The sequence below is a fragment of the Blastococcus sp. SYSU D00813 genome (genome assembly GCF_054050735.1).
On record NZ_JBJGZX010000021.1, the window covers coordinates 54,576 to 74,735 of the forward strand.

21 protein-coding genes are annotated in these 20,160 nt (G+C 75.4%); 4 read left to right on the top strand and 17 right to left on the bottom strand.

Annotation, left to right across the window (positions count from 1 at the left end; all coding sequences use genetic code 11):
• Window positions 1–29 precede the first annotated feature (29 nt).
• The 6 genes from ACI8AX_RS15190 to pyrR form a co-directional block, all read right to left on the bottom strand.
• Window positions 30–917, bottom strand: a complete 888-nt coding sequence (locus tag ACI8AX_RS15190) for a dihydroorotate dehydrogenase electron transfer subunit (RefSeq protein WP_456550669.1) — start codon at window positions 915–917, stop codon at window positions 30–32.
• The gene (carB, locus tag ACI8AX_RS15195) at window positions 914–4,207 is read right to left on the bottom strand and encodes a carbamoyl-phosphate synthase large subunit (RefSeq protein ID WP_456550670.1); all 3,294 of its coding nucleotides are present in this window, start codon (window positions 4,205–4,207) and stop codon (window positions 914–916) included. The genes ACI8AX_RS15190 and carB overlap by 4 nt, the downstream gene beginning before the upstream one ends.
• Window positions 4,207–5,373: a glutamine-hydrolyzing carbamoyl-phosphate synthase small subunit gene (carA, locus tag ACI8AX_RS15200; RefSeq protein ID WP_456550671.1), complete on the bottom strand. Its 1,167-nt coding sequence runs from the start codon at window positions 5,371–5,373 to the stop codon at window positions 4,207–4,209. The genes carB and carA overlap by 1 nt, the downstream gene beginning before the upstream one ends.
• A 94-nt stretch (window positions 5,374–5,467) precedes the next feature.
• Window positions 5,468–6,784, bottom strand: coding sequence for a dihydroorotase (locus tag ACI8AX_RS15205; protein ID WP_456550672.1), 1,317 nt, complete (start codon window positions 6,782–6,784; stop codon window positions 5,468–5,470).
• Window positions 6,781–7,704 carry an aspartate carbamoyltransferase catalytic subunit gene (locus ACI8AX_RS15210; protein ID WP_456550673.1) on the bottom strand — a complete coding sequence of 308 codons (924 nt, stop codon included), beginning with the start codon at window positions 7,702–7,704 and terminating at the stop codon, window positions 6,781–6,783. The genes ACI8AX_RS15205 and ACI8AX_RS15210 overlap by 4 nt, the downstream gene beginning before the upstream one ends.
• On the bottom strand, window positions 7,701–8,294 hold the full coding sequence (pyrR, locus tag ACI8AX_RS15215; RefSeq protein WP_456550674.1) for a bifunctional pyr operon transcriptional regulator/uracil phosphoribosyltransferase PyrR: 594 nt from the start codon (window positions 8,292–8,294) through the stop codon (window positions 7,701–7,703). The genes ACI8AX_RS15210 and pyrR overlap by 4 nt, the downstream gene beginning before the upstream one ends.
• 277 nt (window positions 8,295–8,571) lie before the next feature.
• Between pyrR and bldD the strand changes: the two genes are divergently transcribed.
• From bldD to ACI8AX_RS15235, 4 genes are all read left to right on the top strand, one after another.
• On the top strand, window positions 8,572–9,117 hold the full coding sequence (gene bldD / locus ACI8AX_RS15220) for a transcriptional regulator BldD (RefSeq protein WP_456550675.1): 546 nt from the start codon (window positions 8,572–8,574) through the stop codon (window positions 9,115–9,117).
• A 151-nt stretch (window positions 9,118–9,268) separates the two neighbouring features.
• Window positions 9,269–10,252 (top strand): ABC transporter ATP-binding protein, encoded by a 984-nt coding sequence (locus ACI8AX_RS15225; RefSeq protein WP_456550676.1) that lies wholly within the window; start codon window positions 9,269–9,271, stop codon window positions 10,250–10,252.
• Entirely contained in the window at window positions 10,249–11,295 is a 1,047-nt protein-coding gene (locus ACI8AX_RS15230; RefSeq protein WP_456550677.1) for a hypothetical protein, read from the top strand. The genes ACI8AX_RS15225 and ACI8AX_RS15230 overlap by 4 nt, the downstream gene beginning before the upstream one ends.
• Window positions 11,296–11,432: 137 nt before the next feature.
• The gene (locus ACI8AX_RS15235) at window positions 11,433–11,576 is read left to right on the top strand and encodes a hypothetical protein (protein ID WP_456550678.1); all 144 of its coding nucleotides are present in this window, start codon (window positions 11,433–11,435) and stop codon (window positions 11,574–11,576) included.
• A gap of 49 nt (window positions 11,577–11,625) precedes the next feature.
• Here the strand turns inward: ACI8AX_RS15235 and ACI8AX_RS15240 are convergent, their stop codons facing one another.
• The 11 genes from ACI8AX_RS15240 to mltG form a co-directional block, all read right to left on the bottom strand.
• Window positions 11,626–11,937, bottom strand: coding sequence for an EthD family reductase (locus ACI8AX_RS15240; RefSeq protein WP_456550679.1), 312 nt, complete (start codon window positions 11,935–11,937; stop codon window positions 11,626–11,628).
• A 141-nt stretch (window positions 11,938–12,078) separates the two neighbouring features.
• Window positions 12,079–12,483 carry a transcription antitermination factor NusB gene (gene nusB, locus ACI8AX_RS15245; protein WP_456550680.1) on the bottom strand — a complete coding sequence of 135 codons (405 nt, stop codon included), beginning with the start codon at window positions 12,481–12,483 and terminating at the stop codon, window positions 12,079–12,081.
• Between the two features lie 35 nt (window positions 12,484–12,518).
• On the bottom strand, window positions 12,519–13,079 hold the full coding sequence (efp, locus tag ACI8AX_RS15250) for an elongation factor P (RefSeq protein ID WP_456550681.1): 561 nt from the start codon (window positions 13,077–13,079) through the stop codon (window positions 12,519–12,521).
• Window positions 13,079–14,191 (bottom strand): M24 family metallopeptidase, encoded by a 1,113-nt coding sequence (locus tag ACI8AX_RS15255; protein ID WP_456550682.1) that lies wholly within the window; start codon window positions 14,189–14,191, stop codon window positions 13,079–13,081. Before ACI8AX_RS15255 ends, efp begins: the two co-directional genes overlap by 1 nt.
• Window positions 14,188–14,622, bottom strand: coding sequence for a type II 3-dehydroquinate dehydratase (gene aroQ, locus ACI8AX_RS15260; RefSeq protein ID WP_456550683.1), 435 nt, complete (start codon window positions 14,620–14,622; stop codon window positions 14,188–14,190). Before aroQ ends, ACI8AX_RS15255 begins: the two co-directional genes overlap by 4 nt.
• Window positions 14,623–14,647: 25 nt before the next feature.
• The gene (gene aroB / locus ACI8AX_RS15265) at window positions 14,648–15,697 is read right to left on the bottom strand and encodes a 3-dehydroquinate synthase (protein ID WP_456550684.1); all 1,050 of its coding nucleotides are present in this window, start codon (window positions 15,695–15,697) and stop codon (window positions 14,648–14,650) included.
• Entirely contained in the window at window positions 15,694–16,233 is a 540-nt protein-coding gene (locus tag ACI8AX_RS15270; RefSeq protein WP_456550685.1) for a shikimate kinase, read from the bottom strand. Before ACI8AX_RS15270 ends, aroB begins: the two co-directional genes overlap by 4 nt.
• Window positions 16,230–17,408, bottom strand: coding sequence for a chorismate synthase (gene aroC / locus ACI8AX_RS15275; RefSeq protein ID WP_456550686.1), 1,179 nt, complete (start codon window positions 17,406–17,408; stop codon window positions 16,230–16,232). Before aroC ends, ACI8AX_RS15270 begins: the two co-directional genes overlap by 4 nt.
• A 94-nt stretch (window positions 17,409–17,502) precedes the next feature.
• Window positions 17,503–17,997, bottom strand: a complete 495-nt coding sequence (locus ACI8AX_RS15280; protein WP_456550687.1) for a prepilin peptidase — start codon at window positions 17,995–17,997, stop codon at window positions 17,503–17,505.
• 197 nt (window positions 17,998–18,194) lie between these two features.
• Complete coding sequence (locus tag ACI8AX_RS15285) at window positions 18,195–19,016, bottom strand: shikimate dehydrogenase (RefSeq protein ID WP_456550688.1); 822 nt, start codon at window positions 19,014–19,016, stop codon at window positions 18,195–18,197.
• Window positions 19,016–20,035 carry an endolytic transglycosylase MltG gene (gene mltG, locus ACI8AX_RS15290; protein ID WP_456550690.1) on the bottom strand — a complete coding sequence of 340 codons (1,020 nt, stop codon included), beginning with the start codon at window positions 20,033–20,035 and terminating at the stop codon, window positions 19,016–19,018. The genes ACI8AX_RS15285 and mltG overlap by 1 nt, the downstream gene beginning before the upstream one ends.
• Window positions 20,036–20,160: the final 125 nt, after the last annotated feature.

A 20,160-nucleotide genomic window follows, 5' to 3' on the forward strand; every position in this document is an offset into this window, starting at 1 on the left:
CGCTCGAGCGACTCCGCTCGCGGTCGTCGTCACGGGGCCACCACCCCCATCGCGTCGGCACCGACGACGTCCCAGGGCAGGGAGCCGACGTCGGCGAAGCGCACCCGGTCCCCGCCGAAGACGGGCCCCTCGGTGCAGGACCGGGAGAAGCGGGTGAGCCCGTCGGACCCCACCACCGGCAGCACGCAGGTCATGCAGACCCCGATCCCGCAGGCCATCGACTCCTCGACCGCGACGTAGGAGGGCACGCCCGCGGCGGTGGCGGCGTCGGCCACCGCGCGCAGCATGGGCATCGGGCCGCAGGCGTAGGCGACCGCCGCCTCCCCGACGAGCTCGTCCACCGCGACGGTCACCCGGCCGGTCCGGCCGGCGCTGCCGTCGTCGGTGGTGACCTCGACCCGGTCGGCGACCGCCCCGAGCTCCGCCACCGAGCACAGCCGCGCGGCGTCGGCCGCGCCGGTCACCGCGAGCACCCGGGAGCCGCGCGAGCGCAGCAGCCCGGCCAGCCCGACCAGCGCCGCCGCCCCGTAGCCGCCGCCCACCAGCAGCGCCGTGGCGCCGGGCTCCGGCAGCGGGAACGGCCGGCCGAGCGGGCCGACCACGTCGACGGTGTCCCCGGGCCGGCGCTCGGCCAGCCAGGTCGACCCGGGCCCGTGCGGGGCGACGACCACGGTGACGGTGCCGGCCGCCGGATCCGTGCCGGCGACGGCGATGGACCGGCGCAGCAGGTTCGCCGTCATCGGCCCGCCGACGGCGAACGCGACGAACTGGCCCGGCTGGGTGCGCTCGGCGACCTCGGGGGCGTCGAGGGTCAGCTCGACGTAGGCGCCGGTCGGCCGCGCCGAGACGACGGGGACCTCCCGCTGGACCGGGGGCCGCTCCGCCCGCGGCGCCGGGCTGGTCAGGTAGGAGGTCACCGGGAGGCCGCCAGGGCGGCGTGCAGCTCCTGCAGGCTGCGGACGCCGATGTCGCCGGCCCGCAGCGCCTCGATGCCCTGCACCGCGGCGGCGAGACCCTGCACGGTCGTGATGCTCGGGACACCGGCGCCGACCGCGGCGGCGCGGATCTCGTAGCCGTCCAGCCGCGGGCCGCTGTTGCCCGGCGACCCGAACGGCGTGTTGACCACCATGTCGACGTCCCCGGCGACGATCCGCTCGACCACGTTGCCGGGGCCCTCGCTGTACTTCCCGACCACCTCGCACGCCACCCCGTTGCGGCGCAGCACCTGCGCCGTGCCGGCGGTGGCGAGGACGCGGAAGCCGAGGTCGGCCAGCCGCTTGACCGGGAAGATCGCCGAGCGCTTGTCCCGGTTGGCCAGCGACACGAACACCGTGCCCTCGGTCGGCAGCGAGCCGTAGGCGGCGGCCTGGGACTTGGCGAACGCGGTGCCGAAGCCGGTGTCGAGGCCCATGACCTCGCCGGTGGACTTCATCTCCGGCGAGAGCACCGTGTCGACGTTCTGCCCCTCGGCGGTGCGGAACCGGTTGAAGGGCAGCACCGCCTCCTTGACCGCGATCGGCATGTCGGCGGGCAGGTCGCCGCCGTCGCCGGTGGCCGGCAGCACGCCCGCCGTCCGCAGCCCGGCGATCGTCTCCCCGACCGCGATCCGCGCCGCGGCCTTGGCCAGCTGCACCGCCGTCGCCTTGGAGACGAACGGCACCGTCCGGCTGGCCCGGGGGTTGGCCTCGATGACGTAGAGGATGTCGTCCTTGATCGCGTACTGGACGTTCACCAGCCCGCGGACGCCGATCCGGGCGGCCAGCTCCTCGGTGGCGGTGCGGATCTTCGCGACGTCCGCCTGCCCCAGGGTGATCGGCGGGAGCGCGCACGCCGAGTCGCCGGAGTGGATGCCGGCCTCCTCGATGTGCTCCATGACCCCGCCGAGGTAGAGCTCGGCGCCGTCGTAGAGCGCGTCGACGTCGATCTCGACGGCGTCCTCGAGGAACCGGTCGACCAGCACCGGGTGCGCGGGGCTGACGTCGGTCGCCTTGGCGATGTAGGCCTCGAGGGTGGCCTCGTCGTAGACGATCTCCATGCCGCGGCCGCCCAGCACGTAGGAGGGCCGGACCAGCACCGGGTAGCCGATCTCCGCGGCGATCGCGCGGGCCTCGGCGAAGGTGGTGGCGGTGCCGTGCTTGGGCGCCTGCAGCCCGGTGTCGGCGAGCACCCGGGAGAACGCGCCGCGGTCCTCGGCGTCGTCGATGGCCTCCGGGGACGTGCCCAGCACCGGCACCCCGGCGTCCTTGAGCCGCTGTGCCAGACCCAGCGGGGTCTGCCCGCCGAGGGTGCAGATGACGCCGGCCACCGGCCCCGCCGCGCGCTCGGCCTCGACCACCTCGAGGACGTCCTCGAAGGTCAGCGGCTCGAAGTAGAGCCGGTCGGCGGTGTCGTAGTCGGTGGAGACGGTCTCGGGGTTGCAGTTGACCATCACCGCCTCGTAGCCGGCGTCCTGCAGCGCCAGCACGGCGTGCACGCAGGAGTAGTCGAACTCGATGCCCTGGCCGATCCGGTTCGGGCCCGAGCCCAGGATCAGCACGGCGGGCTTCTCGCGGGGCTCGACCTCGGTCTCCTCGTCGTAGGACGAGTAGTGGTACGGCGTGCGGGCGGCGAACTCCGCGGCGCAGGTGTCGACGGTCTTGAACACCGGCCGGATGCCCAGCCGCCAGCGCAGGGTCCGGACGCCGTCCTCCCCGGCGAGCTCCGGGCGCAGGGCGGCGACCTGCCGGTCGGACAACCCGTGCCGCTTGGCCCTGCGCAGCAGGTCGGCGGTGACCGCCGGGGCGTCGCGCAGCTCCGCGGCGACCTCCTGCACCAGGGCGATCTGGTCGACGAACCACGGGTCGAACCCGCTGGCCTCGGCGACCTCCTCCACGGTGGCACCGGCGGCCAGGGCCTGCTCGGCGACGTAGAGCCGGCCGTCGACCGGCGTGCGGAGGACCTCCAGCAGCTCCTCGGCCGAGCGCGGGTCCGGCCCGCCGGTCCAGAACCCGGCGACCTTGGTCTCGGTCGACCGCATCGCCTTGCCCAACGCCTCGGGGAAGTTGCGCCCCATGGCCATGACCTCGCCGACGCTCTTCATCGTCGTGGTCAGCCGCGGGTCGGCGCCGGGGAACTTCTCGAACGCGAACCGCGGGATCTTCACCACGACGTAGTCCAGCGTCGGCTCGAACGCAGCCGGGGTGACGCCGGTGATGTCGTTGGTGATCTCGTCGAGCGTGTAGCCGATGGCCAGCTTCGCGGCGATCTTGGCGATCGGGAAGCCGGTGGCCTTCGACGCCAGGGCCGACGACCGGGAGACGCGCGGGTTCATCTCGATGACCACGAGCCGGCCGTCCGCCGGGTTGACCGCGAACTGGATGTTGCAGCCGCCGGTGTCGACGCCGACGGCGCGCAGCACCGCGATGCCGACGTCGCGCATCCGCTGGTACTCGCGGTCGGTGAGCGTCATGGCCGGGGCCACGGTCACCGAGTCGCCGGTGTGCACGCCCATGGCGTCGACGTTCTCGATCGAGCAGATGACGACCACGTTGTCGCTGCGGTCGCGCATGAGCTCGAGCTCGTACTCCTTCCAGCCCAGCACCGACTCCTCGACGAGGACGGTGTGCACCGGGGAGTCGGCCAGGCCGTGCCCGGCCATCCGGCGCAGCATCTCCTCGTCGGTCGCGAACCCGGAGCCGAGGCCGCCCATGGTGAACGACGGCCGGATGACGACGGGGTAGCCGACCTCGGCCGCGGTCTCCAGCGCCTCCTCGACGCTGGCGCAGACCCGCGAGCGGGGGGCGTCGGCGCCGATCGACCGGACGATGTCCTTGAACATCTGCCGGTCCTCGCCGCGGTTGATCGCGTCGACGTCGGCCCCGATCAGCCGCACCCCGTACTTCTCCAGGACGCCGTTCTCGTACAGCCCGATGGCGATGTTGAGCGCCGTCTGCCCGCCGAGGGTGGCCAGCAGCGCGTCGGGCCGCTCCTTGGCGATGACCCGCTCGACGAACTCCGGGGTCAGCGGCTCGACGTAGGTGGCGTCGGCGACCTCGGGGTCGGTCATGATCGTGGCCGGGTTGCTGTTGACCAGGCTGACCCGCAGCCCCTCGGCCTTGAGCACGCGGCAGGCCTGGGTGCCGGAGTAGTCGAACTCGGCGGCCTGGCCGATGAGGATCGGCCCGGAGCCGATCACCATGACGTGCTCGATGTCGGTGCGCTTGGGCATCAGGCCTTCTCCCCCGTGCTGTGCTCGACCTGCGGCGGCGGTCCCCCGGCCTGCGCCGTCCCGGTGCGGGCGGTCTCCATCAGGTCGACGAACCGCTGGAACAGCGGCGCCGCGTCGTGCGGCCCCGCCGCCGACTCGGGGTGGAACTGGACGCTGAATGCGGGCGCCTCGAGCAGCCGTAGCCCCTCCACCACGTCGTCGTTGAGGCCGACGTGGCTGACCTCCACCGCGCCGTAGGGGGTGTCGGTGGGCCGGTCCAGCGGGGCGTCGACGGCGAAGCCGTGGTTGTGGCTGGTCACCCGGACCGTGCCGCTGACCCGGTCGAGCACCGGCTGGTTGAGCCCGCGGTGGCCGAAGCGCAGCTTGTAGGTGCCCAGGCCCAGCGCGCGGCCGAGGATCTGGTTGCCGAAGCAGATGCCGAACAGCGGCCGGCGGGCGTCGAGCACCCCGCGCACCGCCCGTACCGCGTAGTCGGCGGCAGCCGGGTCGCCGGGGCCGTTGGAGAGGAAGACGCCGTCCGGGCCGGCGGCGAGCAGCTCCTCGGCGGTGGCGGTCGAGGGCAGCACGTGCGTCTCGACGCCGAGCTCGGCGAGGTACCGGGGGGTGGCGGTCTTGATGCCGAGGTCGAGCGCGCTGATGGTGAAGCGCTTGTCCCCCACCGCCGGGACGACGTAGGGCTCACCGGTGCTCACCGTCGGGGCGAGGTCGGCGCCGACCATGCCCTCGGCGTCGCGCACCCGGGCCAGCAGCGCCTCGGCGTCCAGCTCGGTGCTGATGCCGGCGCGCATCGCGCCCCGCTCGCGCAGGTGCCGGGTCAGCGCGCGGGTGTCGATGCCGCTGATGCCGACGATCCCCTGGGCGACCAGCTCGTCGTCGAGGCTGCCGGTGGCCCGCCAGTTGGCCGGCCGGCGGGCGGGGTCGCGGACGACGAAGCCGGCGACCCACATGCGACGGCTCTCGTCGTCCTCGCCGTTCACGCCGGTGTTGCCGACGTGCGGGGCGGTCATGGTGACGATCTGGCCGGCGTAGCTGGGGTCGGTCAGCGTCTCCTGGTAGCCGGTCATGCCGGTGGCGAAGACCGCCTCGCCGACCGTCGTCCCGGTCGCGCCGTAGGCGTCGCCGCGGAACGTCCTGCCGTCCTCGAGCACGAGGATCGCGTCACTCATGCCCGTTCCTCCCAGCCCGAGATCTGCACACTCGGGGCTTTCGGGGCCGCGAGACCCACGAGTGTGCAGATCTCGCGGGACAAGGTCGGCGTCGTCACTTCTGAGCCTTTCCATCCAGGACGGTCGGGACGCCCCGCAGGAACGTCGCGACCACGCGGCCGGGCAGCTCCCGACCGGCGTAGGGGCTGTTGCGGCTGCGGCTGGCCAGCGCGGCCGGGTCGACCGTCGACCGGGCGGCGGGGTCCAGCAGCAGCAGGTTGGCCGGCTCGCCGGGGGCCAGCGGGCGGCCGTGCCCGCCGAGCCGGCCGATCGCCGCGGGGCGGACCGACATCCGGTCGGCGACGCCGGCCCAGTCGAGCAGGCCGGTCTCCACCATCGTGTCCTGCACGACCGCGAGCGCCTGCTCCAGCCCGAGCATCCCGGGCCGGGCCTGCGCCCACTCGCACTCCTTGTCCTCCACCGCGTGCGGGGCGTGGTCGGTGGCGACGCAGTCGATCGTGCCGTCGGCCAGGCCCTCGCGCAGCGCCTGGACGTCGTCGTCCGTGCGCAGCGGCGGGTTCACCTTGAACACCGGGTTGTAGGCCCCCCACCCGGCACCGGCCCCCGTGCCCTCGGCGCACGCGTCGGTGAGCAGCAGGTGGTGCGGGGTGACCTCGGCGGTCACGTCGACCCCACGGGCCTTGGCCCAGCGCAGGATCTCCACCGAGCCGGCGGTCGAGACGTGGCAGACGTGCAGCCGCGCCCCCACGTGCTGGGCCAGCAGCACGTCGCGGGCGATGATCGCCTCCTCCGCGGCGGCCGGCCAGCCGGTCAGGCCGAGCCGCGCGGAGCGGTCGCCCTCGTGCATCTGCGCCCCGACGGTGAGCCGCGGCTCCTCGGCGTGCTGGGCGACGACGCCGTCGAAGGCCTTCACGTACTCCAGGGCCCGCCGCATGAGCGCGGGGTCGGCGACGCAGTGCCCGTCGTCGGAGAAGACCCGCACGGTCGCGGCCGAGTCGGCCATCGCGCCGAGCTCGGCCAGCTGCTCGCCGCGCAGACCGACGGTCACCGCCCCGACCGGGACGACGTCGACCAGCCCGGCCTCCTGGCCCAGCCGCCACACCTGCTCGACGACGCCGGCGGTGTCGGCGACCGGCTCGGTGTTGGCCATCGCGTGGACGGCGGTGAAGCCGCCGAGCGCCGCGGCGCGGCTGCCGGTCTCGACGGTCTCCGCGTCCTCCCGGCCGGGCTCGCGCAGGTGCGTGTGCAGGTCGACCAGGCCGGGCAGCGCGACCAGCCCGGCGGCGTCGACCACCTCCGCGCCGGTCGCCGTGAGGCTGTCGCCGACGGCGGCGATCCGGCCGTCCCGGAGCAGGAGGTCGGCGGGGTCGCCGCCGAGGACGCGGGCCCCCTTGACCAGGTACGTCGTCATGAGGTCTGGGCCCCTCCGAGCAGCAGGTACAGGACGGCCATGCGCACCGAGACGCCGTTGCCGACCTGCTCGACGATGGTGGAGCGCACCGAGTCGGCGACGTCGGCGGCGATCTCCATGCCGCGGTTCATCGGGCCGGGGTGCATGACGATGGCGTCGTCGCCCAGGGCGGCCACCCGCCGGGCGTCGAGGCCGTAGCGGCGGCTGTACTCGCGCGCGCTGGGGAAGAACGAGGCGGTCATCCGCTCGGCCTGGACCCGCAGCATCATCACGACGTCGGACTTGGGCAGGACGGCGTCCAGGTCGTAGGAGACCTCCGCCGGCCAGCTGCCCACCCCGACCGGCAGCAGGGTCGGCGGCGCGACCAGCGTGACCTCGGCGCCGAGGGTGTGCAGCAGCCGCACGTTGGAGCGGGCCACCCGGCTGTGCAGCACGTCGCCGACGACGGCCACCCGCACGCCCTCCAGCCGGCCCAGCCGGCGGCGGATCGTGTAGGCGTCCAGCAGCGCCTGGGTGGGGTGCTCGTGGGTGCCGTCGCCGGCGTTGACCACGCTGCCGCGGACCCACGAGGCCAGCTGGTGCGGCGCGCCCGAGGCGGAGTGCCGGATGACGATGGCGTCGCTGCCCATCGCCTCCAGGGTCAGCGCGGTGTCCTTGAGGCTCTCGCCCTTGGAGACGCTGCTGCCCTTGGCGGAGAAGTTGATGACGTCGGCGGACAGGCGCTTGGCGGCGAGCTCGAAGCTGATCCGGGTGCGGGTGGAGTCCTCGTAGAACAGGTTCACCACCGTGCGGCCGCGCAGCGTGGGCAGCTTCTTGACCTCGCGGCCGGTCAGGGCGGCCTCGATCTGCGCGGCGGTGTCGAGCACCAGGGTCGCGTCGGCGCGGTCGAGGTCGGCGGCCTCCAGCAGGTGCCGCTTCACTGCTCCGCTCCCGTGACGACGACCTCGTCGGCGCCGTCGGTCTCCGCCAGCCGCACCCTGACCGACTGGGTGCGCGACGTGGGCACGTTCTTGCCGACGTAGTCAGCGCGGATCGGCAGCTCCCGGTGGCCGCGGTCGACCAGCACCGCCAGCTGCACCGCCCGCGGCCGGCCCAGGTCGCGCAGCGCGTCGAGGGCGGCGCGGACCGAGCGGCCGGAGAACAGGACGTCGTCGACGAGCACCACCAGCCGGCCGTCGATGCCGGCGTCGGGCAGCACCGTGTCCTCCAGCGCCCGGACGCCGCGCAGCCGCAGGTCGTCGCGGTAGAGGGTGATGTCGACGGTGCCGACGTCGATCGGCGTCCCGGAGAACGCCTCGACGCGGCCGGCGAGCCGCCGGGCGAGCGGGGCGCCGCGGGTGGGGATGCCGACCAGCACGAGGTCGGCCAGCCCGTTCCCGGCCTTCTCGATGAGCTGGTGGGCCATCCGGTCGACCACGCGGGCGACGTCGGAGGCGGCGAGCAACGCGCCGGGCGCTGCGGGACCGCGGGGGTCGCGGCTGCTCGGGGCAGCCGGGGGCGAGCCGGCCATCAGGCCTCCTTCCCCGCCTCACCGGACGGGTCGTTAAAGGAGTGGGGTGGACCGGCGTCCACCGTACTGCACCCGTCGGTGTGACCCGGCTCGCCCGGTCGGGGGCCCTGACCGGCGGGAACGCGCCGGAGGCGCCGCGCGTCGAACCCCCCCGAGGCGTCATGGCTGGTGGAGGATGTGACACCCAGGAGTGGCCCGCTGTCGTCCCGAACCGCGTACCAGTACGGTGCGTGACGACAGTGCCCCACGAACGACGACGGACAGTGAGCGACACGGGATGAGCACCGACTACTCACGGGCCCTCGGTGCCCGGCTCCGCGCCATCCGCAACCAGCAGGGCCTCTCCCTGCAGGGGGTGGAGGACAAGTCGCACGGTCGCTGGAAGGCGGTCGTGGTCGGCTCCTACGAGCGCGGCGACCGGGCCGTGACGGTCCAGCGGCTGTCCGAGCTGGCGGTCTTCTACGGCGTGCCGGTCTCCGAGCTGCTGCCCGACCCGCGGCCGAGCTCGGCCGTGACCGCCACGACCAAGATCGTGCTCAATCTCGAGTCCCTGGGCTCGCTCCCCGCCGACGAGGCCGGGCCGCTGGCCCGCTACGCCTCGACCATCCAGGCGCAGCGGCACGACTACAACGGCAAGGTGCTCAGCATCCGCGCCGAGGACCTCAAGTCGCTGGCGATCATCTACGACATGAGCCCCGACGAGCTGACCAGCCGGCTCATCGAGTGGGGCGTGCTCTCCCCCGGCATGGAGGGCATCGCCGGCGCCGACGACGAGGACGCCGAGCTGAACCCGAACTGGGAGCGCCGCCGCACCCCGCGCTGAACGAGCACGACGACGGGCCCTCACCGGACGGTGGGGGCCCGTCGTCGTCGTCCCGGGGGGTCCGCGCGCGGCGCAGCGGCGTGCCCGGCCGCGGCTGTGCCAGGGTGCCGTCGACCGGTCCCCCGGGCCGGCGTCCGCCCGAGGAGGCCGCATGCCCGCCGTGCAGATGACCGCGGTGTCCAAGAGCTACCGGCGCCGCGGCCGGCCGCCGCAGAAGGCCCTCGACGGGCTGGACCTGCTGGTCGAGGACGGCGGCGTCCACGGCTTCCTCGGCCCCAACGGCTCGGGCAAGACCACGACGATCCGGGTGCTGCTGGGCCTGGTGGCCGCCGACGGCCGGGCCGACGTCCGGCTGCTGGACCGTCCGGTGCCCGCGGCGCTGCCCGAGGTCATCGGCGCCGTCGGCGCCCTCGTGGAGACGCCGCTGTTCTTCCCCGGGTTCTCCGGGCGGCTCAACCTGCGACTGCTCGCCGAGGCCGCCGGCGTCTCCCGTGCCCGCGTCGAGGAGTGCCTGGAGACCGTCGACCTCACCGACCGTGCCGACGACCGCTTCGCGGGCTACTCGCTGGGGATGAAGCAGCGGCTGGGCATCGCCGCGGCGCTGCTCAAGGCACCGCGGCTGCTGGTCCTGGACGAGCCGAGCAACGGTCTGGACCCCGCGGGCATCCGGGACGTGCGGGAGCTGATCCGCCGGCTCGGCCGGGACGGGCGGACGACGGTGCTGCTCTCCTCGCACCTGCTCGCCGAGATCCAGCAAGTGTGCGACTCGGTCTCGATCCTCGCGCGGGGGCGCTGCGTGGCCGCCGGTCCCGTGGCGGAGGTCCTCGCCCGCGGTGCGAGCGGCGACGTGCGGGTCCGGGTACCCGACGCGGCCGGCGCGGCGGCGGTGCTCGCCGCCGCCGGCTTCGCCGTCTCCCCGCCCGGGACGCCCGACGGGCGGACCCTGCTGGTGCACCGCGTGGCGGCACCGGGCGAGGTCACGCGGACGCTGGCGCGGCACGGCCACTTCCTCGAGGAGCTGACCCCGCTCACGCCCGACCTGGAGAGCACCTTCCTCGCCCTCACCGGGAGCCCCGCGCCCCCGGGAGGCGCACCGGGGGCCGGCCCGGCGACGACTCCGGAGGACCGGGCATGAGTGCCGTCACCGAGCGCCGCCCGGTGACGGACGAGGCCGTCCCCGTCCCCCGGCTCCGCGGCCTGCTGCGCGCCGAGGTGCACCGGTTCCGCTCCCGCCGGTTCATCCAGGTGCTGGTCGCCCTGACCGTCGTCGGGTTCGCCGTGGCCACCGGGATCGGGCTGCTCAACCTGGGCACCCCCACCGACGCGGAGGTCGCGGCGGCCCGGGCCGAGGCCGAGCGGTTCGTGGCCGAGCAGGAGGTCTTCCGCGAGCAGTGCCTGGCCGACCCGACGATCCCCGACGACGTCCCCGCCGAGGAGTTCTGCGGCCCCCCGCTCACCCTCGCCGACGTCGGCGGCGTCGAGTCCTTCCTCGACCGGGCGCCCTTCGACCTCGCCGGTTCGGCGACGGACGGCGCCCTGGCGGTGGCCGCGCTGGCGTCGGCGCTGGCGTTCGCCATGGGCGCGACCTGGATCGGCGCGGAGTGGTCGACCCGCTCGATCGTGGCGCTGCTGTTCTGGGTGCCGCGCCGGGGGACGGTGATGGGCGCCAAGATCGGCGTCCTCACCGCCGCCGCCGCGCTCTACGGCGCCCTCGCCCAGGCCCTCTGGCTGGCGGTGGCCGGCGTCCTGCGGGCCGCGGTGGGCACGGACGACCCGCTGCCCGACGGCTTCTGGGGCGCGCTGCTGCAGACCCAGGCCCGCGCCGTCCTGCTGACCGTCGTCGCCGCCCTGCTGGGGTTCGGCCTGGCCAACCTGGTGCGCAACACGGGGGCGGCGCTGGGCACCGCGTTCGTCTACGTGGTGGTCGTGGAGAACGCCGTGCGGGTGCTGCGCCCCCGCTGGGACCCCTTCCTGCTGAGCACCAACGCGCTGGGGCTGGTCCAGGACGGCGGCCTCACCCTGCAGCTCCCCGACGACGCGAGCGTCTCCCCCGACGGCGCGTCAGTGCCGGCCGAGTACGTCGTCGGGCACCTGCAGGCCGGCGTCCTGCTCCTCGCGGTGACGGCGGTGGTCGTCGGGGCCGGCACCGTCCTCTTCGCCCGGCGCGACCTGCACTGACGCCCGCGGTGCGGTGCCCGTGGGGCGGGAGGGACGCGACGTCCAGGGAGGCGCAAGCCGGCTGCAAGGGAACTGTCAGCGGGCGCTCCTAACGTCCGGGACGTCGAAGAGCAGCAGCCCAGCCCGAGGAGCTCCGCATGTCCGTCCCGCCGCCGGCCCCGAACCGTGACCTCCTGCTGGCCGCGCACCGCCGCGCCGCGCTGCGCCGGGTGCACCGACGGCAGTCGAGCGCGCGGATGGCGGCGATGCTCGCCGCGGCCGCCCCCCGCGCGGACCGCTGAGACGCCGGACGCACCCGCCAGCGGGCCTGCGACGCGAACGGTGCCGCGCTCAGCCGGTGACGTCCTCCACGTCGAAATGGCTCATCGTCGCGCCGCCGGTGGCGAAGTTCGCCAGGTCTCCCGCGGCGGCGGACCCCTGGGGGGACTCCAGGCCCGCGGCGAACGCCTCGGCGGACTCGAAGTCCAGGGCGGCGACCAGGTACGGCGCCGCGTCGTCCCCCAGCGCTTGGGCCCGCCCGATCTCCAGGCGCAGCACGCCGGGGATCTCCCGCGCCAGCGGGACGTGCACGTCGCGGTAGTACCGGTCGAACGCGGCCGGGTCGGTGGGCCGGCCGTACTGGACCAGCAGTCGGTGCGTCACGTGGGCCTCCTCGCCGCTGCCCGGGCTCCGCTGCTCCGGGCCTCGGGTCCAGCCAACCAGCGCGGGACGCGCGGCGGAAGGCGGACCCCCGGACGGGAGAGGCCCGTCCCGGCATCCGGAACGGGCCCCTGACGTGCGGTCCTACGCGGGCACCTCGGCGTCGAGGATGGCGCCGAGGACGCCGTTGACGAACGAGGGCGAGTCGTCGGTCGACAGCGAGCGGGCGAGCTCGACCGCCTCGTCGATCACCACCGGGTCGGGCACGTCGTCGGCCCAGAGCAGCTCGAACGTCGCCATGCGCAGGATGGCGCGGTCGACGTCGGGCAGCCGCTGCAGCGACCAGCCGCGGGCGTGGGTGTCGATCAGCCGGTCGATGCGCGCCGCGTGCTCCGCCACGCCCTCGACCAGCCGCACGGTGTGCTCGGCCACCGGCGGCTGGCCCTCGGCGATGCGGTCACGCAGCACGGCCAGCGGGTCGGAGCCGCGCAGGTCGGCCTCGTAGAGGACGTCGACGGCGCGCTTGCGGGCCTTGCTGCGGGCAGCCATGCGGGGTCGCTCGGTCCGTGCCGGCGGCGAGGGCGTCAGTTGGCCCGGCCGAGGTACCGGCCGTCGCGGGTGTCGACCTTGAGCTTGTCGCCGGTGTTGACGAACAGCGGGACCTGGATCTGCGCGCCGGTCTCCAGCGTGGCCGGCTTGGTGCCGCCGGTGGAGCGGTCGCCCTGCAGGCCCGGGTCGGTGTGCTGCACCACGAGCTCCAGGGTCACCGGGAGCTCCACGTACAGCGGGGTGCCGTCGTGGACCGCGACGACGACCTCGGTGTTCTCCAGGAGGTAGTCCGCGCCGCCGCCGACCGTGCCCTCGGGCACGTGGATCTGGTCGTAGGTGTCGCCGTCCATGAAGACGAAGTCGGTGCCGTCCTTGTACAGGTACGTCATGTTCCGCTTGTCGACGTTGGCGGTCTCGACCTTGGTGCCGGCGTTGAAGGTCTTGTCCACGACCTTGCCCGACAGCACGTTCTTCAGGGTCGTGCGCACGAACGCGCCGCCCTTGCCGGGCTTGACGTGCTGGAACTCGGTGACGGACCACAGCTGGCCGTCGAGGTTGAGGACCATGCCGTTCTTGAGGTCGTTGGTGGTAGCCATCAGATGACCAGCAGTTCCTTGCTCGTGAGGGTCAACAACTCGGGCTCGTCGTCCGTGACGACCAGGGTGTCCTCGATCCGGACCCCGCCGTGGCCGGGCAGGTAGACCCCCGGCTCCACGGTGACGGCCATGCCGGCGGCCAGCGTACCCGCGCCCAGCGGGCCGATGCCCGGCGCCTCGTGGATCTGCAGGCCCACGCCGTGCCCGAGGCCGTGGGAGAAGTGCTCGGCGTGGCCGGCGGCGGCGATGACGTCGCGGGCGACGGCGTCGACCGCGACGACGTCGGCCCCGACGGCCAGGGCCGCCCGGCCGGCCGCCTGCGCGGCGGCGACGAGGTCGTACACCTCGCGCTGCCAGTCGGCGGCGTGCCCGAGCACGAGCGTGCGGGTCATGTCGGAGTGGTACCCGTCGACGGTCGCGCCGAAGTCGAGCTTGAGGAAGTCGCCCTCGCGCAGGACGGTCGCGTCGGGCCGGTGGTGCGGGATCGCGGAGTTGGCGCCGGCGGCGACGATCGTCTCGAACGACGGGCCCTCGGCGCCCAGGTGCATCATCCGGGCGTCGAGCTCGCGGCCGACCTGCAGCTCGGTGCGGCCGGGCCGCAGGGCGCCCTCGGCGGCGAGCTCGGCCAGCGCCGCGTCGGCGATCGCGCAGGCCCGCCGCAGGGCGGCGACCTCGTCGTCGTCCTTGACCGCGCGCAGCTCCTCGACGGCCCGGCGGACGCTGGCCAGCTCCGGCACGGTGCCGCCGTCGGCGGCGTCGGCGACCACCTTCTCCAGCCCGGCCAGCTCGTCGACGGTGACCACGTGGCTCTCGAAGCCGATCCGCCCGGCGCCGCCGCGCACCGCGGCGCGGGCGAGCGCGGCGACGGTGCCGCGGTCGACCACGACCTCCAGGTCGGGCACCTGGGTGGCCGCCTGGGTGGTGTAGCGGCCGTCGGTGCCGAACAGGTCGGGGGCGCCGGTGCGCAGCAGCAGCGCGCCGTTGGAGCCGGTGAAGCCGGTGAGGTACCGGACGTTGAGCAGGTCGGTCACCAGGACGGCGTCCAGCCCGCGCTCGGCGGCGACGGCCCGCAGCCGCTCCCGGCGCTCGGCGGCGCGGCCCGCGGCGGTCACCGGGCGTCCCGGGCGGCCAGCCAGCGCAGCGCCAGCACGTACCCGTCGACGCCGAGGCCGGCGATGACGCCGGAGGCGACCGGCGAGACGTAGGAGTGCCGGCGGAACTCCTCCCGGGCGTGCACGTTGCTGATGTGCACCTCCACCACCGGTGCGGTGGCCGCGGCCAGGGCGTCGCGGAGCACGACCGAGGTGTGCGTCCAACCGCCGGGGTTGACCACGATCGGGTCGCCGGCGTCGGTGGCCTCGTGCACCCAGCGCAGCAGCTCGGCCTCGTCGTCGGTCTGGCGCACCTGCACGTGCAGGCCGAGCTGGGCGCCGGCGGCCTCGACCAGCTCGACGAGCTGGGCGTGGGTCGTCGTCCCGTACACCGCGGGCTCGCGGGTGCCCAGCCGGCCGAGGTTGGCGCCGTTCAGCACCTGGATGGTCACGTCGTCTCCGTCGGGTCCGAGGGGGTCAGGCGGCGACCGCGGCCCACGCCGCGTCGAGCCACGCCTGGTCGGGGTCGGTGAGGATCCGCGGGTTGCCCGTCCCGTCGAGGACGACGAAGCGCAGCGTGGCCCCGCGGGCCTTCTTGTCGATGCGCATGACGCCCTGGATCGTCCGCCAGTCCCCGGCGTAGCGGGTCGGCAGGCCCATCGCCTCGACGAGCGTGCGGTGCCGGTCGACCTCGGCGCGGGTGAGCAGGCCGGCCTGGCCACCGAGCTCGGCGGCGAACACCAGCCCGACGGCCACGGCCTCGCCGTGCCGCCAGCCGAAGTCCTCGACCCGCTCGATGGCGTGGGCCAGGGTGTGCCCGTAGTTGAGGAACTCGCGGCGGCCGGTGTCGAACAGGTCCTCGCCGACGGCGTCGGCCTTGACCTGGACGGCGCGCTCGATCAGCTCGGCGGTGTCGCGGCGGCCGGTGGGGTCGGCCTCGAGCAGCTCGAGGATGCGGCCGTCGGCGATGAAGCCGCACTTGACGACCTCGGCGAGGCCGGCGCGGAACTCCGCCTCCGGCAGCCCGGCGAGGACGTCGGTGTCGGCGAGCACGCCGGCGGGCGGGTGGAAGGCGCCGACGAGGTTCTTGCCCGCGCCGGTGTTGATGCCGGTCTTGCCGCCGACCGCGGCGTCGACCATGCCGAGCAGGCTGGTCGGCAGGTGCACCACCCGCACGCCGCGCACCCAGGTGGCGGCGAGGAAGCCGGCGAGGTCGGTGACCGCTCCCCCGCCCACGCCGACGACGGCGTCGCTGCGGGTCAGCCCCAGCCGGCCGAACTCCTCCCACGCGCCGGCGGCGACCTCGGCGGTCTTGGCCGCCTCCCCGTCCGGGACGACGACGGCCTCGGCGGCGACCCCGGCGGTCTGCAACGTCTCCACCGCCGCTCCGGCCAGCGCGGCCAGCGGCGGGGCGTGCACGACGGCGGCGCGCGGCGTGCCGGCCAGCACCATCGCCAGCTCGGTCTGCGCGCCCGGGCCGATGACGACCTCGTAGGACGTGCCGCCGGGGACGGTCACCCGCCTCACCGGGGCACCTCCGTCGACGCGGGCAGGGCGGCGAGCACCTCGGCCACGACCTCCTCGGACGGGCGGTCGCCCGTGTGCACGGTCGCGGTGGCGACCTCGGCGTAGAGCGGGGCGCGCGCCTCCAGGAGCGTGCGCAGCACCGCCCGCGGGTTGACCGCCAGCAGCGGGCGGTCGCGGTTGAAGCCGGCGCGGCGGGCCGCGGTGGCGAGGTCGACGTCCAGCCAGACGACGGCGCCGCCGGCCCGGCCGTGGGCGACCAGCAGCGCGCGGGTCGCGTCGGAGAGGACCGCTCCCCCGCCGAGGGCGAGGACGCCGTCGTGCTCGGTGAGCGCACAGGCCACGGCCTCGGCCTCGAGCCGGCGGAAGTGCTCCTCGCCGTGGTCGACGAACAGGTCGGCGACCCGGCTGCCGGTGGCGGCCTCGACGTCGGCGTCGGTGTCGCGGAAGGCCAGCCCGCGGGCCGCCGCGACCGCCCGGCCGACCGTGGTCTTGCCGGAGGTGGGCGGCCCGACCAGGACCAGCACCGGGCCGTTCACCGGATCGGGAGCGCGTCGAGGTAGGCCTGCGCGTTGCGGCGGGTCTCGGTCACCGAGTCGCCGCCGAACTTCTCCAGCGCGGCGTCGGCCAGGACGAGGGCGACCATCGCCTCCATCACCACCGAGCCGCGGGGCACCGCGCAGGCGTCGCTGCGCTGGTTGATCGCGACCGCGGCGTCGCCGGTGGCCACGTCGACGGTGGCCAGCGCCCGCGGCACCGTGGAGATCGGCTTCATCGCGGCGCGGACGCGCACGACGTCGCCGTTGGTCATGCCGCCCTCGATGCCGCCGGCGCGGTCGGAGAGCCGCTGGATGCGCCCGTCGGCCAGCACGATCTCGTCGTGGGCCACGGAGCCGCGGCGGCGGGCGGTCTCCAGCCCGTCGCCGACCTCGACGGCCTTGACCGACTGCACGCCCATGAGCGCGCCGGCCAGCCGCGAGTCCAGGCGGCGGTCCCAGTGCACGTGGCTGCCCAGGCCCGGCGGGAGGCCGTGCACGACCACCTCGACGACCCCGCCGAGGGTGTCGCCGTTCTTGCGCACGTCGTCGATCTCGGCCGTCATCGCCGCGCTGGTCGCCGGGTCCGCGCAGCGCACCGGGTCCTCGTCGATGCGCGGGTTGTCCCCCGGCCCGGGGACGAGGCCCTCGGGGGCGACGACCGGGCCGATCGCCACGACGTGGCTGACGACCTCGACGTCCAGGGCCTGGCGGAGGAACGCCTTGGCGATCGCGCCGAGCGCCACGCGCGCCGCGGTCTCCCGGGCGCTGGCCCGCTCGAGCACCGGCCGTGCGTCGTCGAAGCCGTACTTCTGCATGCCGGGCAGGTCGGCGTGGCCGGGCCGAGGGCGGGTGAGCGGGGCGTTGCGGGCCTGGCCGGCCAGCACCTCGGGGTCGACCGGGTCGGCGGCCATGACCGCCTGCCACTTGGGCCACTCGGTGTTGCCGACCTGGACGGCGATCGGCCCGCCCTGGGTGCGGCCGTGGCGGACCCCGCCGGTCAGCGAGACGACGTCCTGCTCGAAGGACATCCGCGCGCCGCGGCCGTGGCCCAGCCGGCGGCGGGCGAGGTCGACGTCGAGGTCGGAGGTCTGGACGGCGACGCCGGCGGGCAGCCCCTCGAGGATGGCGGTGAGCTGAGGCCCGTGCGACTCACCGGCGGTCAGCCAGCGCAACATGCGGGGGATTCTGCCAGCCCCGGGTTCCGCTGCCCGGGCCTCCCTGCAGCGGCCCGCCGCGAGCTCCGAGCGGTGGGGGCAAGGAGGTCCTGGCTCAGACCAGTGGCGCGGGAACGGTCAGGGCGAGCGCGAGGACGGCGCCGGCGAGCAGCGGCGGCCCGAACGGGACGGCGGTGCGCCAGCCGGCGCGGCGGGTGGCGACCAGCAGCAGGGAACCGCCCGCCCCGACCAGCAGCCCGAGGAACACCCCCGCCAGGAGCACGCCCCACCCGGCCCAGCCGAGCAGCACCCCGAGCAGGCCGAGCAGCTTGACGTCGCCGAAGCCGAGCCCGCCCGCGGAGAGGGCGCCGGCCAGGGCCGCGACGGCGAAGGCGGCCGCCCCGGCGAGCACCGCCCGGGCGAGCGCGGGCCAGCTGCCCGTGGCGGCGGCGTCGACCAGCAGGGCGGTGAGGGCGGCGACGGCCGCCGGCAGCAGCACGCGGTCGGGCAGCCGGTGGACGGCGAGGTCGACCGCGGCGAGGATCAGGCCGGCGCCGGCCGCCCAGGCCAGCGCAACGGCGGCGGGCCGGACCCCGGTGAGCTCGAGCACGCCGGCGACCAGCAGGCCGAACAGCAGCGTCGTGGTCAGCGTGCGCGCGGACCCGGGCCGGGCGTCCTCGTCGCCGGCGGCCAGCCGGATCCCGCGCCGGGCCAGCCAGGGCCCGACGGCGAGCGCGCAGACGGCAGCGACGGCGGCCAGGGCCGGCGGGTCGAGGGCGACGCCCGCGGTGCCGAGCCCGCCGCCGCTCAGTGCCCGGCCCCGGGCCGGGTGTCCAGCGCCCGGCGCATCTCCTCGATCGGTGCCGGGTGCCCGGTCATCAGCTCCACCTGGGCGGTGGCCTGCCAGAACAGCACCTCCAGGCCGCCGATCACCGCTCCGCCAGCGGCCGCGACCGCGCCGGCCAGCGGGGTGGGCCAGGGCGCGTAGAGCACGTCGAGCACGGTCTGGCCGGCGCGCCAGCCGAGGTCCACCAGGGCCGGCTGGCCGTCGATCGGCACGGTGCTGACCACGACGGGCGCGGTCACGGTGGCGCCGGCCAGGCGGTGCACCGTCGACGCGACGCCGAGGGTGTCGAGCACCCGGGTCACCTCGCCGGCGCGGGCCGGCTCGCGGACGACGACGTCCACCTGCTCGGCGCCGAGGGAGGCCAGCGCGACGGCCGCGGCGACCGCGGTCCCGCCGGCGCCGAGGACCGCCGCGTGCGGCACCCGGTCGGTGGGGTCGAGCGACAGGCCCAGCTGCAGCGCGGTGCCGACCCCGCCGACGTCGGTGTTCTCCGCCAGCCAGCCGCCGTCGTCGGTGCGCACCAGCGTGTTGGCGGCGCCCAGCAGCCGCGGCAGCCGGTCCACCACGTCGGCGGCCCGCACCGCGGCCTGCTTGCACGGCATGGTCACCGAGAAGCCGCGCCACTCCGGGCCGAGGCCCGCGATGAGCTCGGGCAGCTCCTCGGCGCCCACGTCGAGCGCGTCGTAGGTCCAGTCGGACAGGCCGAGCGCGGCGTAGGCCGCCCGGTGCAGCAGCGGGGAGAGCGAGTGCGTCACCGGCCGGCCGAGGACGGCCGCCCGCATCAGTCCGGGTTCTCCGCCAGCCACTGCCGGAACAGCGCCACGTTCGCCGCGTGCTCCTCCGGGGTGACCGCGAAGCGGGTCTCGCCGGTGTCGGGGTTGACCGTGACGAAGTAGATCCACGGCCCCGGCGTCGGGTTGAGCACCGCGTTGATCGCCTCCTCGCCCGGGTTGCCGATGGCGCCCGGGGGCAGGCCGGGGGCGAAGTAGGTGTTGTACGGCGAGGCGGTGGCACGGTCGTCGGCCGTGGTGGTGATGCCGGTGTTCCCGGTGGCGTAGTTGACCGTGCTGTCGAGCTGGAGCTGCATGCCGGTGGCGAGCCGGTTCTCCAGCACCTGCGCGACCATGCCCATGTCCTCGGGCAGGGCGGCCTCGGCCTGCACCAGGCTCGCCTTGGTGACGACGGTGAGCCGCTGGTCCTCGGGCACGCCGAGCCGGTCCAGCGTCTGGACGGTCCGGGAGACCATGGTCGCGAGCATCTGCGCCGGCGTCGTCTCCGGCTCGAAGTCGTAGGTGGCCGGGAACAGCCAGCCCTCGAGCAGCCCGTTCGCGTAGGCCGGGAGGCCGGTCGCGGCCGGGTCGATCGCGGCGGCGTTCAGCTCCTCGATCGGCGTGTCGGTCTCCTGGGCCAGCCGCTCGAGGACGCGGGTCACCGTGAAGCCCTCGGGGATGGTGACCCGGGAGAACAGCCGACTGGCCGGGTCGAGCAGCAGGTCGAGCGCAGCCTGGCCGCTCATCTGCAGGCGCATGCCGTAGACGCCGGGCTGGATGCCCATGGCGGCGGGCTGGGCCTCGGCGGCGGTCACGAACGGCCCCACCGAGGCGATGACGTCGGCGTCGACGAGGGTGCGGCCGATGTCGCTGAGCGTGTCGCCGTCGGACACCCGCACCTGCACGGTGCCGGTGCCGGCGCCGGTGTAGTCCTCGTCGGCGGGGTTCACGAGGTCGATGAGCGCCTTGCCGCCGAACACGATCCCGCCGACGAGCGCGGCGAGCACGACCAGGGAGAGGACGACGGCCAGCGGGCTGGGGGGGGGGGGGGGGGGGGGGGGGGCCGGGGGCGGGGGGGCGGGGGGGGGGGGGGGGGGGGGGGGGGGGGGGGGGGGGGGGGGGGGGTGGGGGGGGGGGGGGGGGGGGGGGGGGGGGG

What these genes read in the sequence shown, in the direction of transcription:
- carB (WP_456550670.1), bottom strand. Translation starts at nt 4,207, where the DNA reads ATGCCCAAGCGCACCGACATCGAGCACGTCATGGTGATCGGCTCCGGG.
- carA (WP_456550671.1), bottom strand. Translation starts at nt 5,373, where the DNA reads ATGAGTGACGCGATCCTCGTGCTCGAGGACGGCAGGACGTTCCGCGGC.
- ACI8AX_RS15205 (WP_456550672.1), bottom strand. Translation starts at nt 6,784, where the DNA reads ATGACGACGTACCTGGTCAAGGGGGCCCGCGTCCTCGGCGGCGACCCC.
- pyrR (WP_456550674.1), bottom strand. Translation starts at nt 8,294, where the DNA reads ATGGCCGGCTCGCCCCCGGCTGCCCCGAGCAGCCGCGACCCCCGCGGT.
- bldD (WP_456550675.1), top strand. Translation starts at nt 8,572, where the DNA reads ATGAGCACCGACTACTCACGGGCCCTCGGTGCCCGGCTCCGCGCCATC.
- ACI8AX_RS15225 (WP_456550676.1), top strand. Translation starts at nt 9,269, where the DNA reads ATGCCCGCCGTGCAGATGACCGCGGTGTCCAAGAGCTACCGGCGCCGC.
- ACI8AX_RS15230 (WP_456550677.1), top strand. Translation starts at nt 10,249, where the DNA reads ATGAGTGCCGTCACCGAGCGCCGCCCGGTGACGGACGAGGCCGTCCCC.
- ACI8AX_RS15235 (WP_456550678.1), top strand. Translation starts at nt 11,433, where the DNA reads ATGTCCGTCCCGCCGCCGGCCCCGAACCGTGACCTCCTGCTGGCCGCG.
- nusB (WP_456550680.1), bottom strand. Translation starts at nt 12,483, where the DNA reads ATGGCTGCCCGCAGCAAGGCCCGCAAGCGCGCCGTCGACGTCCTCTAC.
- efp (WP_456550681.1), bottom strand. Translation starts at nt 13,079, where the DNA reads ATGGCTACCACCAACGACCTCAAGAACGGCATGGTCCTCAACCTCGAC.
- aroC (WP_456550686.1), bottom strand. Translation starts at nt 17,408, where the DNA reads ATGTTGCGCTGGCTGACCGCCGGTGAGTCGCACGGGCCTCAGCTCACC.
- ACI8AX_RS15285 (WP_456550688.1), bottom strand. Translation starts at nt 19,016, where the DNA reads ATGCGGGCGGCCGTCCTCGGCCGGCCGGTGACGCACTCGCTCTCCCCG.